Source organism: Bradyrhizobium sp. CAR08, from assembly GCF_052871955.1.
This window is the reverse complement of sequence record NZ_JBIXJX010000003.1, coordinates 56,548-69,136: the sequence shown is the minus strand read 5'-3', so window position 1 is coordinate 69,136 and position 12,589 is coordinate 56,548. Positions and strand designations below refer to the sequence as shown.

The following is a 12,589-nucleotide window of genomic DNA, read 5'->3' as shown; positions in this document are numbered from 1 at the left end:
AAATACTCGACCGGATGGCTCGACATTGCGTTCCCGGGCTGGCACGAACGCGCGGCCGATCGAACCATGCCTAGCCCCGGGGACCACGCGATGCTGACCGTTCATCACCTCAACAATTCCCGCTCGCAGCGCGTGCTGTGGCTGCTCGAAGAGTTGGGCGTGCCTTACGAGATCGTGCGCTATCAGCGCCAGCCGGACATGCGCGCGCCGAAGGAGCTCCGCGCCATCCATCCACTCGGCAAGTCGCCCGTTATCACGGACAACGGCAACACCATCGCCGAATCCGGCGCGATCATCGAATATCTCATCGCCACCTATGGCAACGGCCGGCTGGTCCCGCCGCCGAACACGCCGGAGCGGCTGCGCTTCACCTACTGGCTGCACTATGCGGAAGGCTCGGCGATGCAGCCGCTGCTGCTCAAGCTGCTGTTCACGCTGATGCCGAAGCGCGCGCCGGCGTTGCTCCGCCCGCTGGTGCGCAAGGTCTCGAACCAGGCGCTTACTGCGCTGGTCAATCCGCAGCTGAAGCAGCACATGGACTATTGGGAAGGCGAGCTCGGCAAGAGCGAGTGGTTCGCCGGCAACGAGTTCACCGCCGCCGACATTCAGATGAGCTTTCCGCTTGAGGCAGCCCAGGCGCGCGGCGGGCTGGAGCTCGGCCATCCCAACGCGATGGCGTTCCTGGAGCGCATTCATGCACGGCCGGCGTACAGCCGCGCCCTCGAAAAGGGCGGGCCGTATCAGGTCGGTCGATAGTTAGCTTTCATCAGTCCGCGTGCAGCACGCGCCCGCGCGTCTCCGGGAGCGCGAAGGCGGCGATGAAGAACAGCGCGTAAGCCACCACCGCGAAGATGGCGATCGCATTCGCAAGCGACGTCGTCGCCGATAGCGCTCCGACCAGGAACGGAAACAGCGCGCCGATGCCGCGGCCGAAATTGTAGCAAAAGCCCTGGCCCGAGCCGCGCAGTCGCGTTGGATAAAGCTCGGTCAGGAACGCGCCGACGCCGGAGAAATAGCCCGAGGCGAAAAAGCCGAGCGGGAAGCCGAGCACCCACAGGACCTCGTTGGTGAGCGGCAGCTGCGTGTAGAGCAGCACAACCGCTATCGCGCCGATCGAGAAGGTCAGAAAGAGATTGCGCCGTCCGATCCGGTCGGCGAGCCACGCGCCGGTGAGATAGCCGATGAAGGAGCCGATGATCAGCGTCGAGAGATAGCCGGTCGAGCCGACGATCGACAGATGCCGCTCCTTGGTCAAGAACTGCGGCACCCAGAAGGTGACGGCGTAATAACCGCCCTGGCAGCCCGTGGCCATCAGCGACGCCAGGATCGTGGTCTTCAGGATCGGGCCCGAGAAAATCTCCCAGAGCGCCGGGCGATTGCCGCTCGCGGCCTGCTTGGCGCGGGCCTCAGCCGCGATCTCCGGCTCGGTCACCGAGCGGCGGATGTAGAACACCAGCAGCGCGGGCAACGCGCCGATCACGAACATCCAGCGCCACGCTGTCTCCGCCGGCAAAGCCGAGAACAGGATCGCCTGCGACAGCACCGCGAGGCCCCAGCCGACGGCCCAGCCCGACTGCACCGAGCCGACTGCACGCCCGCGATATTGCGGCCGGATCGCTTCACCCATCAGCACGGCGCCCGCCGCCCACTCCCCGCCGAAGCCGAGGCCCAGCACCGCGCGTGCGATCAGGAGCTGTTCGAAATTCTGCACGACCGCGCAGACCAGCGAGAAGAACGAGAACCAGATGATGGTGATCTGGAGCGTTCTGACCCGGCCGATATGGTCGGAGAGATAGCCGCCGAGCCAGCCGCCGATCGCGGAGGCCAGCAGCGTCACGGTGCCGGCGAGCCCGGCCGACCCCGCATCGACCTTCCACAGCGCGATGATGGTGCCGATCACCAGCGGATAGATCATGAAGTCCATGCCGTCGAGCGCCCAGCCTGCGGCGCACGCCCAGAACGTCCGCCGCTCCGGCGCGTTCATGTCGCGATAGAAGGCAAGAAGGCTGGTGTCCTCGATCTCGGCGCGTTCGATGCGCTGGTTCGGATCAACGGTGGTCATGCGCGATTCCCGACAGTGTTTTCTTTGGCAGTTTCTCTGGCCTGGCGGTGGTAGCACGCGCGGGGGCGCGCGCAAGGCGGCCGCCGGCCTTCGCGCCATGCAAGTACAGAGTTACTGCCCCGCTGCTTCCGCGCCCCGGGTGCGTGGATCGGGCGCGCCGAGCGGCCCGTTGGCGGTCACCGCGATCGAATTCGCCGATGTCTGCCCCATCGGCGTGACGATGAGATGATCCATCGCCTTCAGCTCGAGCAGCACATCATCGGGAAAGCCGCTCTCGACCCGGACCTCGTCGGGCAACCATTGGTGATGCAGCCGCGGCGCGGCCACGGCAGCCGCGACGTCCATCTTGTAATCGAGGACGTTGACGATCACCTGGAGCACGGCCGAGATGATGCGGCTGCCGCCCGGCGAGCCCGTCACCAGCACCGGCTTGCCGCCCTTCAGGACGATGGTCGGCGACATCGAGGACAGCGGCCGCTTGCCCGGCCCGGGCAAATTGGCCTCGAAGCCGACGAGGCCGTAGGCATTGGAAGCGCCGACCGCTGCGGTGAAATCGTCGAGCTCGTTGTTGAGCAGCACGCCGGTGCCGTCGGCGACGAGGCCGACGCCGTAGCTGAAGTTCAGCGTATAGGTGTTGCTGACCGCGTTGCCGCTGCCGTCGACGACGGAAAAATGCGTGGTGTTGCTGCCCTCATGCGGTGAGGTCGCAGTGGAAACGAGCTGTTCCGACGGCGTGGCGCGATCCGCGGAGATGGTTGCCCGCAGCTTGGCCGCATAGTCCTTGCCGGTGAGCGTCCCGATCGGCGCGTTGACGAAGGCGGGATCGCCGAGATAGCGCGCCCGGTCCGCATAGGCGCGCTTCATGGCCTCGATCAACAGATGCAGCGAGGCCGGCGATCCCTGCTTCAGATCGGCGAGCTGAAAACCTTCGAGAATATTGAGCGTCTCCACCAGCACCACGCCGCCCGACGACGGCAGCGGCATCGACACGATGTCATAGCCGCGATAGGTGCCGCGCACTGGCGCGCGGATCACCGCTTGATAGGATTTCAAATCCGCTGGCGTCATGATGCCGCCCGCATCAGTCACGGCCTTGGCGAGTTTTTCCGCGACCGGCCCTTCATAAAAACCGCGCGGGCCCTGTACGGCGACAGTCGACAGCGTTTCGGCGAGATCGCTCTGCACCAGCCTGTCGCCTTGGCTGAGCGGCGTGCCATCAGGCCGCGAGAATATCCGGGCCGAGGAGGGCCAGCGCACCAGCCGCTTGTGCCAGCCCGGCAGCGTGTCGGCAATGTCGTCGCCGACGAGGAAGCCGTCGCGGGCGAGCACGATCGCGGGCTCGAGCAGTTGCGCCAGCGTGAACCGGCCCGAGCCACATTTTTCCAGGGCGAGCGCAAGACCCGCGACGGTGCCGGGCACGCCGACGCCGAGCGCAGAATCCCGCGACTTCGCCGCATCGGGCTTGCCGTCGGCGCCGAGGAAAATCTGCGGCGTGGTCGCAGCCGGCGCGGTCTCGCGATAATCGATCGTGATGTCTTCGTTGCGCTCGGTGGAATGAATCACCATGAAGCCGCCGCCGCCGATATTGCCGGCCCGCGGATAGGTCACGGCCATCGCAAAGCCGGTCGCGACCGCGGCATCGACGGCATTGCCGCCGCGCCGCAGGATATCGGCGCCGACCTGCGCGGAGATTTTCTCCTGCGCTACTACCATGCCGTGTTCGGCGGGAACGGCGTGCACGGTGTCGAGCGCGGGCGGCACATAGGCCCGCCGCGCATCCTGCGCGGTCGCGGTCGGAAGTCCGAACGCCAGAGTGGCAAGGAAGGCGAAAAATGTCCGCCGTGTCGAAAAAGACGACATCATCAAACTTCCGCAATGGCCATGGGCAGTTCACATGCAGCGCTGCAATGCTATACGGTTTGCCCCGACAGAGGCAAAACTGTTCGTGATGAGGATTATGGAGTGACGACGATCGCCCGGGATGCGCGGATCGCCGGCGCGCAGCGGACCTATCCGCCGCGCAGCGCCGTCGTCAGCTGGATCTTCTTCGACTGGGCCGCGCAGCCTTATTTTACGCTGATCACGACCTTCGTGTTCGCGCCCTATTTCGCCACCGGCATTGCGCCGAATCCCGCCACCGGGCAATCGTTGTGGGGCTTTGCGATGGCTGCCGCGGGCCTCGCGATTGCCTTGATGTCGCCGGTGCTGGGGGCTATCGCCGATGCGTCGGGCCGCAGGAAGCCGTGGATCGCCGGATTCGGCGCAGTGCTGGTGCTGGCATCCTGCACGCTGTGGATCGGCAAGCCCGGCGATCCCTCGATCATTCCGCCGCTGCTCACCGCGGTCGCGCTCGCCAGCGTTGGCGCGGAATTCGCCACTCTCTTCAACAATGCGATGATGCCGACGCTGGTGCCGCCGGAGCGCATCGGGCGGCTCTCCGGCACCGGCTGGGCGACGGGGTATGTCGGCGGCATCGTCAGCCTGATCATCGTGCTCGGCCTGCTCGCCGCGAACCCCGAGACCGGTCGCACGCTGCTCGGTCTCACGCCTCTGTTCGGGCTCGATCCCGTCAGTCATCAGGGCGACCGCGCCGCCGGACCGTTGACCGGGTTTTGGTTCATCGTTTTCGTGACGCCGATGTTCCTGTTCACGCCGGACTATCCGGCGAAGCGTCCGGTGCGCGAGGCGCTGCACGAGGGGCTGTCGGAGCTGAAGCAATCGATCAAGGGGCTGCCGCAGCAGAAATCGCTTGCGGCGTTTCTACTCGCCAACATGATCTACACCGACGGTCTGGTGTCGCTGTTTGCCTTCGGCGGCATCTATGCCGCGGGTACGTTCGGCTGGCACACGATCCAGATCGGCACGTTTGGCATCATGCTCGCGATCGCCGGCGCGTTTGGCGCGTGGTTTGGTGGCAAGCTGGACGATCGCTTCGGGCCGAAGCGCGTGATCGCCGGCAGCATGCTGGTCCTGCTGCTGGCGCTGGCGGCGATCCTGCTGGTCGACAAGGATTCGATCCTCTTCATCAAGGTCGCGCCGCCCGCGCCCGGCGGCGGATTGTTCGCCGCCGCGTCAGAGCGCGCTTATCTGGTGCTGGGCTGCCTGATCGGTGCGGCCGGTGGTCCGCTGCAAGCGGCCTCACGTACGCTTCTGATCCGTCTCGCACCGAAGGACCGCATCGCGCAGTATTTCGGTCTGTTCGCACTGACGGGGAAAGTGACGTCCTTCATCGGCCCGCTGCTGATCGGCGTGATCACCGCGGTGACGGCGAGCCAGAAGGCCGGCATGGCCGTGCTGGTGGTGTTCTTCGTCGCGGGTCTGGCGCTGTTGATGCGGGTGCGGGAAAATTAGCGTCGTCCCGGCCTAGTGCGCAATTGCGCACGGGGACCGGGACCCATACCGCGTGATTGCTCGTTGCCGCGACACGGCCAGTACCGCACACCAAACTACTTCCTGGGCTATGGGTCCCGACCTTCGCCGGGACGACCCGTCGAGAGTTTAGTACACGACAGATCTAGTGCCTGAAGTGCCGCGTGCCGGTGAACACCATGGCGATGCCATGCTCGTCGGCGGCCTTGATCACTTCGTCGTCGCGCATGGAGCCGCCGGGCTGCACCACGGCGGTGGCGCCGGCCTCGATGCAGGCGAGCATGCCGTCGGCGAACGGGAAGAACGCATCCGACGCCACCACCGAGCCCTTGGTGAGCGGTTCGGCGAGCTTCAGCTCGGCGGCCGCATCCTGAGCCTTGCGTGCCGCGATCCGCGCTGAATCGACCCGGCTCATCTGGCCGGCGCCGATGCCGACGGTCGCGAGATCCTTGGCGTAGATGATGGTGTTGGACTTGACGTGTTTTGCGACACGGAAAGCAAACTTCAGGTCGCGCATCTCGGCATCAGTGGGCGCGCGCTTCGTGACAACCTTGAAGGTCATGTCGTCGACGACGGCGTTGTCGCGGCTCTGCACGAGGAGACCGCCCGCCACCGTCCTGGCGGTGAGGCCCGGCGCGCGCGGGTCGGGCAGGCTGCCGGCGAGCAGAAGCCGAAGGTTCTTGCGCGCGCCGATGATGGCGATCGCTTCCTCGCTAGCGTCAGGCGCGATGATCACCTCGGTGAAGATTTTCGTGATCTCGCGCGCGGTGTCAGCATCGAGTGCGCGGTTCATCGCGATGATGCCGCCGAACGCCGAGGTGGAATCGCAGGCCAGCGCCTTGCTGTAGGCGCCGACGAGGTCGGAGCCCTCCGCGACGCCGCAGGGATTGGCATGCTTGACGATGACGCAGGCTGCGGTGCGCTTGGCGTCGAACTCGCCGATGCATTCATAGGCCGCATCCGTGTCGTTGATGTTGTTGTAGGAGAGCTCCTTGCCCTGGAGCTGCCGCGCGGTCGAGACGCCCGGCCGCTTGTCGGGCGTCGCATAGAACGCCGCGGTCTGGTGCGGATTCTCGCCATAGCGCAGTGACTGGATCAGCCGGCCGCCGAAGGCACGGAAATCGGGCGCGTCGATCTCGAGCTGGCGATTGAACCAGTTCGAGATCGCGGCGTCATAGGCGGCAGTGCGCGCGTAAGCCTTGGCGGCAAGGCGCCGGCGCAACTTCAGCGTGGTTGCACCGCTGTTGGCGGCGAGCTCATCGAGCACGGCCTGATAGTCCTGCGCCTCGACCACGACGGCGACGTCGTCATGATTCTTCGCGGCGGCGCGGATCATCGCGGGGCCGCCGATGTCGATGTTCTCGATGCAATCCTCGAAGCCCGCGCCTTTGTCGACGGTCGCCTCGAACGGATAGAGATTGACGACGAGGAGATCGATCGGCGCGATCCCATGCGCCGTCATCGCATCCGCATGGTCCTTGTTGTCGCGGATCGCGAGCAGACCGCCGTGCACCTTCGGATGCAGCGTCTTCACGCGGCCATCCATCATCTCGGGGAAGCCGGTCAGCTCGGACACGTCCTTCACCTCGAGGCCGGCCGCGGCGATCGCCTTCGCGGTGCCGCCGGTCGAGATCAGCTCGACATCGTGCGCGGCAAGCGCCTTTGCGAAGTCGATCAGGCCGGTCTTGTCGGAAACGGAGAGAAGTGCGCGGGTGACGCGGCGGGGATGGTCAGTCATGAGCAAGATCCTCTGTCTGAAGGAGTAATGCCCAGGCGCGCGGCAGCTGTGTCCCGCGCTTCCCGATGGTGCTCCATCCAAGGTCGCCAGTCGCGCGAGCGAGGGCTCGATAGCAGTTTTCGGTCGCTATCACAACGACCAGATGGTGCCGAATCGCATGCGTCTACAGCGGAAGTTCCGGCTCCCGCCGTGCATTTCTGCGGGCATTCGTGACCGCCGGCGAGGCGGTGGAGCGCACAAAACTCCAGCGGATCGAGGGCGCCTGCCGCGCGTCCTGGCGGATCACGATCTGCGCGGTGCGGCGCGGGCCGTCATTGCCGGCCAGGGATACGCTGTCCTCCAGCTCCACCTTGTCGTCGAGCGCCTCGAAGGTCCAGACGTCGCGATTCGGGAGCACCAGCATGACGCCGCGGGCGTCGGACAGCCGGCTCGCCTTCACCGCCGGGTGCAGATGGAATCGCAGCGCGAAATCGGCATCCGGACCCTTGAAGCGCCCGCCTTGCGGCGGCGACAACGTGTCCTCGCCGTCGATGCGCGCGCCGTCATTGGCGATCATCAGTACGCGGCGGTGGATCGCGCCGAATTTTGTCAGGTAACCGTCATGCGACGTCGTGAGCAGGGTGCCGTTCTGCACGATTTCGCGATAGCTCTCAACCTCGACGGGGCCGCTGGTGACCGGAGCGCCGTGCAAGAGCCGCTTCATAGCCGACATCTCCACGAACTGGCATGACGAGGTGTCGTGATAGGTCAGCGTCGAATGCGCCGCCGTGCCGCGTGCGAACGGCCGCCAATTGTCGCGGCCCGTGGCCGGCATGCCGCAATTGGTGACGATGCGGCTGATGCCGGAGGAGAGTTCGAACGACAGGCAGCCGGCATGGGCGTCGTGGCTGACGCTGGCCGCCGGCGGCGGGCCCGTGTCGATGATCAAAGTGGTCTGGCCGGCATCGAGGCGCTGGAAACCGGTATGCGGCATGTTCGACATCGGCGCGCCGTGGGTGTCGTCATAGGCAAGCAGCGTCGCGAGCAGGTCCGACGGGGTCGCGCTCATGCCGTTGAACAGCGCGAAATTGCCGTCGCCGTGGCGGAAGAAGCGCAGCATCGGCATCATGCGGTCGATCGCGTTGAGCAGCGCGGGCGGCGGCGCGATGTTGCGCGCGGCAAAGGTCTGCCGCAGCGGCAACAGGTCGATCAAGAGCTCGATCAGCGCGCCCGGGTTGCGCGAGACATGGCCGCCGTCGGGCAGGATCTGCCGCTGCAATTCATCCGAGAGCTTTTTCGAGGTGCTGCGGATGTGACTTGCCTGGTTGGCAAGGCACAACGCCGCATAGCACAGCGCGATCAGCACCTGGAGCTTCGGCACTCCGTCGGGGATGTTGACCATGGCGTAGCGCAGCAAGCGGATTTCGCGCGCCAGCGCGCGCAGATACCGACGATAGAATTTGTTGTCGGTATCGTTCAGCACCAGCGGCGCCTGCGACAGCAGGGAGATCACGCGGCGCGCCAGCACGTCGGCGCGTCGCGCGACGGGACGGCGCTTGCTGGCGGGGTTGCCGATCCAGTCCTCGATCAGCGAGCGCGCATTTGCGCGCGTCAGCGCGGTGTCGGCGGCGCGCAAATGGCGCAGCCAGCCGAAGCCGAGCAGCGCAACTTCCCAATCTTCCGACGGCGGCTCGAGATCGAAGATCGAGCGGCCGTGGCAATTGACGATCTTGCCGGCGAAGACGAAGCGGCCGGCATAGATCTCGGCGGCGCGGGTCGCATCCGCGGTGCGTAGATCATGCGGCGCGATGATCAGCCGGTCGGCGCGGCCGGGCCAGACCCGCGACAGGGCGACGGAACCGCCGCTCGCGCGCGCGAGCATGTTCCGCGCGAAGCGGTTCATCACCAGCGTCGAGATACGTCTGCGTTGAGCGACCGACACGCCTTGCCTTGATGGGGGAGAGGATTCCGACGAATCCTTATTAATCCCAAAATCGGACGGCCGACACCACCTTGAACGACGCGAATCAGTGCCGTGTTTGCAAAATCCAGTGCAAAATCAGGATTTAACGAGCCGGGCCGCGAAAAATCCGTCGAGCCCGCCGAGCTTGGGATCGGCGTTCGGCAGATGGCTGGGCAGGGTGCGCAGATCGCCCTCGGCGGTGATGATCTCGCTGAGCCCAGACACCTCGGACGCATCGATCGGAACCCGGCGAAGACCGGGCTCCGCGGTCAGCAGCGCGGCGACCGCATGCTCGCCCTCTTCAGGTTCCAGCGAACAGGTGCAATAAACTAGCGTCCCACCGGGCTTGAGTAGCGAGACCGATTTTTGCAGCAGCCTCCGCTGGAGCGCGGTCATTGCGGCGATGTCGGATTCCTGCCGGAGCCAGGATACATCGGGGTGGCGGCGGATCGTCCCGGTCGATGTGCAAGGCGCATCAATGAGGATGCCGTCGAAGCCATCGGCAGGGCCGGCCCATTCCGCGGCGTCGGCGACGACGGTCTCGGCCTGCAGCGACAACCGCGTCAGATTCTCGCGCAGCCGTGCCACCCGGGCAGGCGAGCGGTCGATGGCGGTGACGTGCGCGCCGGCCTGCGCCAGTTGCGCGGTCTTGCCGCCGGGAGCGGCGCAGAGATCGGCGATGGATTTGCCCTTGATGTCGCCGAACAGCCGGGCTGGCAACGCAGCGGCGGCGTCCTGCACCCACCATTGTCCTTCGGCGAAGCCGGGAAGCATGGTCACCGCGCCGTGCAGCACCGTGCGCACCGATCCGGTCGGTAGCACTTCGCCATGGAGCCGGCTCGCCCATTGCGCGGCGTCCGACTTCACGGTCAGATCCAGCGACGGATCATGGCTGAGCGCGAGCGCCATGTCCCTTGCGACCGTCTCGCCATAATGCGCGCTCCAGCGCGCGACCATCCAGGGCGGCAGGTCCAGCGACTGCGCGGCAACCTCGTCCACCAGCGCCTTGCCCTCGCGGGCGCAGCGGCGCAGCACGGCGTTGACGAGGCCGGCATAGCGCGCGGCGCGCCGGTCGGATTGCACGAGGCGAACGGAGAGATCGACGGCCGCGTGATCGGGCACGTCCATCCAGAGGATCTGGGCGGCGCCGATCAACAGCGCGCTCTGCGCGCGCGGCGCGTCGGAGGGAATGCCCTTGTCGAGCAGGCGGGACAGCACATGGCCGAGCGTGCCGAGCCGGCGCAGCACGGTGGCGACCAGGCGGCGCATCAGCGCGCGGTCGCGGTCGGGGAGCGTCTTCAGTCCGGGATGGGCGCCGCTGCCGTCGAGCTGCTCGTCAAGTGTGCGGTGCTTTTGCAGCACGCCGTCGACGATGTCGGCGGCAATCCGCCGCGCCGCGAGACCGGGCACTTCGGATGGAGGAGCGAAACGTTGAGAAGGCATGCGGAAACAAGGTTCTGAGCAGCGGCAGTTCGCCGTAATGGGCGCATGCCTTGAGAAGGCGATCTCTGGCACGCGAATATGCCAAATGTAAGAATCGCTTCCGGGTTTTTCAGCCCTTTCGGAGCCATTTCAGGAATGCGTTATTGGGCGTCGCGTCGCGGGCCGTCCCGCGCTAGAAAGCCGGCGATGAGCGACCAGCCTCCCGTTCCCGACCGCAAGCAGCTTACGCCGGCCGCCCAGCGCGCGCTGGCCGAGGCCGAAGCGCGCCGTCAGGCTGCGGCAGTCGGAACTAAAAACGACGGCCAGGCGGCGCCAAAGGAGTTGCAGGGCCCAAAAGGACCCGAACCGACCCGCTATGGCGATTGGGAGCGCAAGGGCATCGCTTCCGACTTCTGAAGCTTGTCTTTTGAGGCTCGCTTGCCGGACTGCCCGACTCAGCCCTAGCGTGCGCGGATGTCGCGTTTCGATCCAAGCCATCCATATCGGCCTTCATACAGCGGCTCGCCGTTTGGTCGCCGGTTCTCAGGGCTGTTGCCGTGGATGTTCGTGGTCGGAATCGTGGTGGCCGTGGTGTTCACGTTCCGGCACGGGATGAACTGGCCGTTCCCTCACGTGACCGACGGTCAATCACGAGACGCCGAGATTGTGCTCCAGCAAGGCGGCCATCCCGATCGTCGCGAGCCGGTCGATGTCGTTCGCACCATTGACGGCGACACCTTTCTCGCACGCGTTCGTCAGCGCGACGGCCGCGATCTGATCGTGCGCGTTCGCCTGCGCGGCATCGACGCACCCGAGATGAAAGCATCCTGCCAGGAGGAACTGGACAAGGCCGAAGCCGCGGCCCGCGCATTGCGCGATCTGCTCGCGCAGGGTGGCGTGACGATCACCAACCTCGGTGCCGACAAATATGGTCGCGTTCTCGCCGACGTCGCGACCAAACGCACGACCAATGTCTCGGCGGCGTTGCTCGCGGGCGGTTACGCGCGGAGCTACAATGGCGGCCATCGCGACGGCTGGTGCGCGCGGAGCTGGCGCTTCTGGTGACAAAAAAGCCGCGTCGAACGACGCGGCTATTGCCGTCTCGTCCTGATGCCGGCGATCAGCGCGTCACGACCACCGTCGTGCCGACCGAGACGCGGCTGTAGAGATCGGTGATGTCGTCGTTGAGCATGCGGATGCAGCCATAGGAGACGAAGCCGCCGATCGAGCCCGGCACGTTGGTGCCGTGGATCGCGTATTCACCGCCGGACAGCGTCATCGCCGCGACGCCCATCGGATTGCGCGGCGAGCCGCCCGGGATGACGTCCGGGATGCTGGGCTTGTCGCGCTTCACCTCGGCGGGCGGCGCCCAGGCCGGATTGCGGTACTTGCCGTCGATGCGGGTGGTGCCGGCCCACTGCTTGCCGGACTTGCCGACGCCGACCGGGTAGCGCACGGCGTGGCCGCTATCGAGGACGAGATAGAGCCGACGCTCGTTGGTTTTGACCACGATGGTGCCCGGCGAATAGTCAGCCAGGTTCGTCCCCACCATTTCCGGCCGCGCCTGCGCCGCCGTCGACGTCAAGACCCCAGTCACGACGGTGGCGGCCAGCGCCACAGCAATCCTCATCGACATCGATTTTCCCCTTGCCCCGAACGGACCGTCCAAGATTAGGCAATCGCCGGCTCGCCAAGTCCTTGTTAGGGGACATTCTTAACCGCGCCTGTTAACCGGATGGTTTCCACGCACGGCCGCCAAGGGCCAGCCAGCAGGGGGAACAAAGGAAATGTTCGAAACAAAGTAAATGACCTGAAAACAACACTTGGCGGGAAAGATGCCCGAGCGCCGGGGTGCGGCCTGACAAGTGCGTGAGGATGTGAACGGCCGTTGTTCGGGGGATCGCTAACGCGGGGATGCGACCTCGTGTCCCGGACGCGGCGCAGCGCGAAGCGGTGCGACGCAGAGCCGGAATCTAGAAAGCCACAGAGTCTGCCGTTGCATCGGCCCCGACTCTGCAGCGCACCGCGAAGTGCGCGCTACGCTGCGTCCGGGGCA

The 12,589-nt window shown here is 66.0% G+C and carries 10 protein-coding genes and 1 riboswitch; of the genes, 4 read left to right on the top strand and 6 right to left on the bottom strand.

The features are described from left to right. The first annotated feature begins 90 nt into the window (after positions 1-90). Entirely contained in the window at positions 91-756 is a 666-nt protein-coding gene (locus ACIPUD_RS07755; protein ID WP_018459684.1) for a glutathione S-transferase family protein, read from the top strand. A gap of 10 nt (positions 757-766) precedes the next feature. On the opposite strand, the gene ACIPUD_RS07750 is transcribed toward ACIPUD_RS07755, so the two are convergent. Continuing rightward, on the bottom strand, positions 767-2,062 hold the full coding sequence (locus tag ACIPUD_RS07750) for an MFS transporter (protein WP_018459685.1): 1,296 nt from the start codon (positions 2,060-2,062) through the stop codon (positions 767-769). 111 nt (positions 2,063-2,173) lie between these two features. Beyond that, a complete protein-coding gene (gene ggt, locus ACIPUD_RS07745; RefSeq protein ID WP_018459686.1) occupies positions 2,174-3,925 on the bottom strand; it encodes a gamma-glutamyltransferase in 1,752 nt (583 codons plus the stop codon). A gap of 99 nt (positions 3,926-4,024) precedes the next feature. On the opposite strand from ggt, the gene ACIPUD_RS07740 reads away from it, so the two are divergent. Continuing rightward, positions 4,025-5,413 carry an MFS transporter gene (locus ACIPUD_RS07740; protein ID WP_446480343.1) on the top strand — a complete coding sequence of 463 codons (1,389 nt, stop codon included), beginning with the start codon at positions 4,025-4,027 and terminating at the stop codon, positions 5,411-5,413. 163 nt (positions 5,414-5,576) lie between these two features. Here ACIPUD_RS07740 and purH read toward each other — a convergent pair whose 3' ends face one another. The 3 genes from purH to ACIPUD_RS07725 form a co-directional block, all read right to left on the bottom strand. Next, entirely contained in the window at positions 5,577-7,169 is a 1,593-nt protein-coding gene (gene purH / locus ACIPUD_RS07735; protein WP_446480342.1) for a bifunctional phosphoribosylaminoimidazolecarboxamide formyltransferase/IMP cyclohydrolase, read from the bottom strand. Positions 7,170-7,191: 22 nt separating this feature from the next. Next, positions 7,192-7,273: riboswitch (ZMP/ZTP riboswitch) on the bottom strand. A 59-nt stretch (positions 7,274-7,332) separates the two neighbouring features. Beyond that, positions 7,333-9,051, bottom strand: coding sequence for a heparinase II/III family protein (locus tag ACIPUD_RS07730; RefSeq protein WP_446480469.1), 1,719 nt, complete (start codon positions 9,049-9,051; stop codon positions 7,333-7,335). Between the two features lie 156 nt (positions 9,052-9,207). Further along, positions 9,208-10,554, bottom strand: coding sequence for an RsmB/NOP family class I SAM-dependent RNA methyltransferase (locus ACIPUD_RS07725; RefSeq protein WP_085384732.1), 1,347 nt, complete (start codon positions 10,552-10,554; stop codon positions 9,208-9,210). 186 nt (positions 10,555-10,740) lie between these two features. Between ACIPUD_RS07725 and ACIPUD_RS07720 the strand changes: the two genes are divergently transcribed. Continuing rightward, entirely contained in the window at positions 10,741-10,950 is a 210-nt protein-coding gene (locus tag ACIPUD_RS07720; protein ID WP_085359609.1) for a DUF1674 domain-containing protein, read from the top strand. Positions 10,951-11,007: 57 nt separating this feature from the next. Continuing rightward, a complete protein-coding gene (locus tag ACIPUD_RS07715; RefSeq protein ID WP_446480341.1) occupies positions 11,008-11,598 on the top strand; it encodes a thermonuclease family protein in 591 nt (196 codons plus the stop codon). Positions 11,599-11,653: 55 nt separating this feature from the next. On the opposite strand, the gene ACIPUD_RS07710 is transcribed toward ACIPUD_RS07715, so the two are convergent. Next, entirely contained in the window at positions 11,654-12,169 is a 516-nt protein-coding gene (locus tag ACIPUD_RS07710) for a L,D-transpeptidase (RefSeq protein ID WP_446480340.1), read from the bottom strand. Positions 12,170-12,589 lie beyond the last annotated feature (420 nt).

Excerpts from the sequence above, each read along its gene's own strand:
- ACIPUD_RS07755 (WP_018459684.1), top strand. The coding sequence starts at position 91 with ATGCTGACCGTTCATCACCTCAACAATTCCCGCTCGCAGCGCGTGCTG.
- ACIPUD_RS07750 (WP_018459685.1), bottom strand. The coding sequence starts at position 2,062 with ATGACCACCGTTGATCCGAACCAGCGCATCGAACGCGCCGAGATCGAG.
- ggt (WP_018459686.1), bottom strand. The coding sequence starts at position 3,925 with ATGATGTCGTCTTTTTCGACACGGCGGACATTTTTCGCCTTCCTTGCC.
- purH (WP_446480342.1), bottom strand. The coding sequence starts at position 7,169 with ATGACTGACCATCCCCGCCGCGTCACCCGCGCACTTCTCTCCGTTTCC.
- ACIPUD_RS07730 (WP_446480469.1), bottom strand. The coding sequence starts at position 9,051 with ATGAACCGCTTCGCGCGGAACATGCTCGCGCGCGCGAGCGGCGGTTCC.
- ACIPUD_RS07725 (WP_085384732.1), bottom strand. The coding sequence starts at position 10,554 with ATGCCTTCTCAACGTTTCGCTCCTCCATCCGAAGTGCCCGGTCTCGCG.
- ACIPUD_RS07720 (WP_085359609.1), top strand. The coding sequence starts at position 10,741 with ATGAGCGACCAGCCTCCCGTTCCCGACCGCAAGCAGCTTACGCCGGCC.
- ACIPUD_RS07715 (WP_446480341.1), top strand. The coding sequence starts at position 11,008 with ATGTCGCGTTTCGATCCAAGCCATCCATATCGGCCTTCATACAGCGGC.
- ACIPUD_RS07710 (WP_446480340.1), bottom strand. The coding sequence starts at position 12,169 with ATGTCGATGAGGATTGCTGTGGCGCTGGCCGCCACCGTCGTGACTGGG.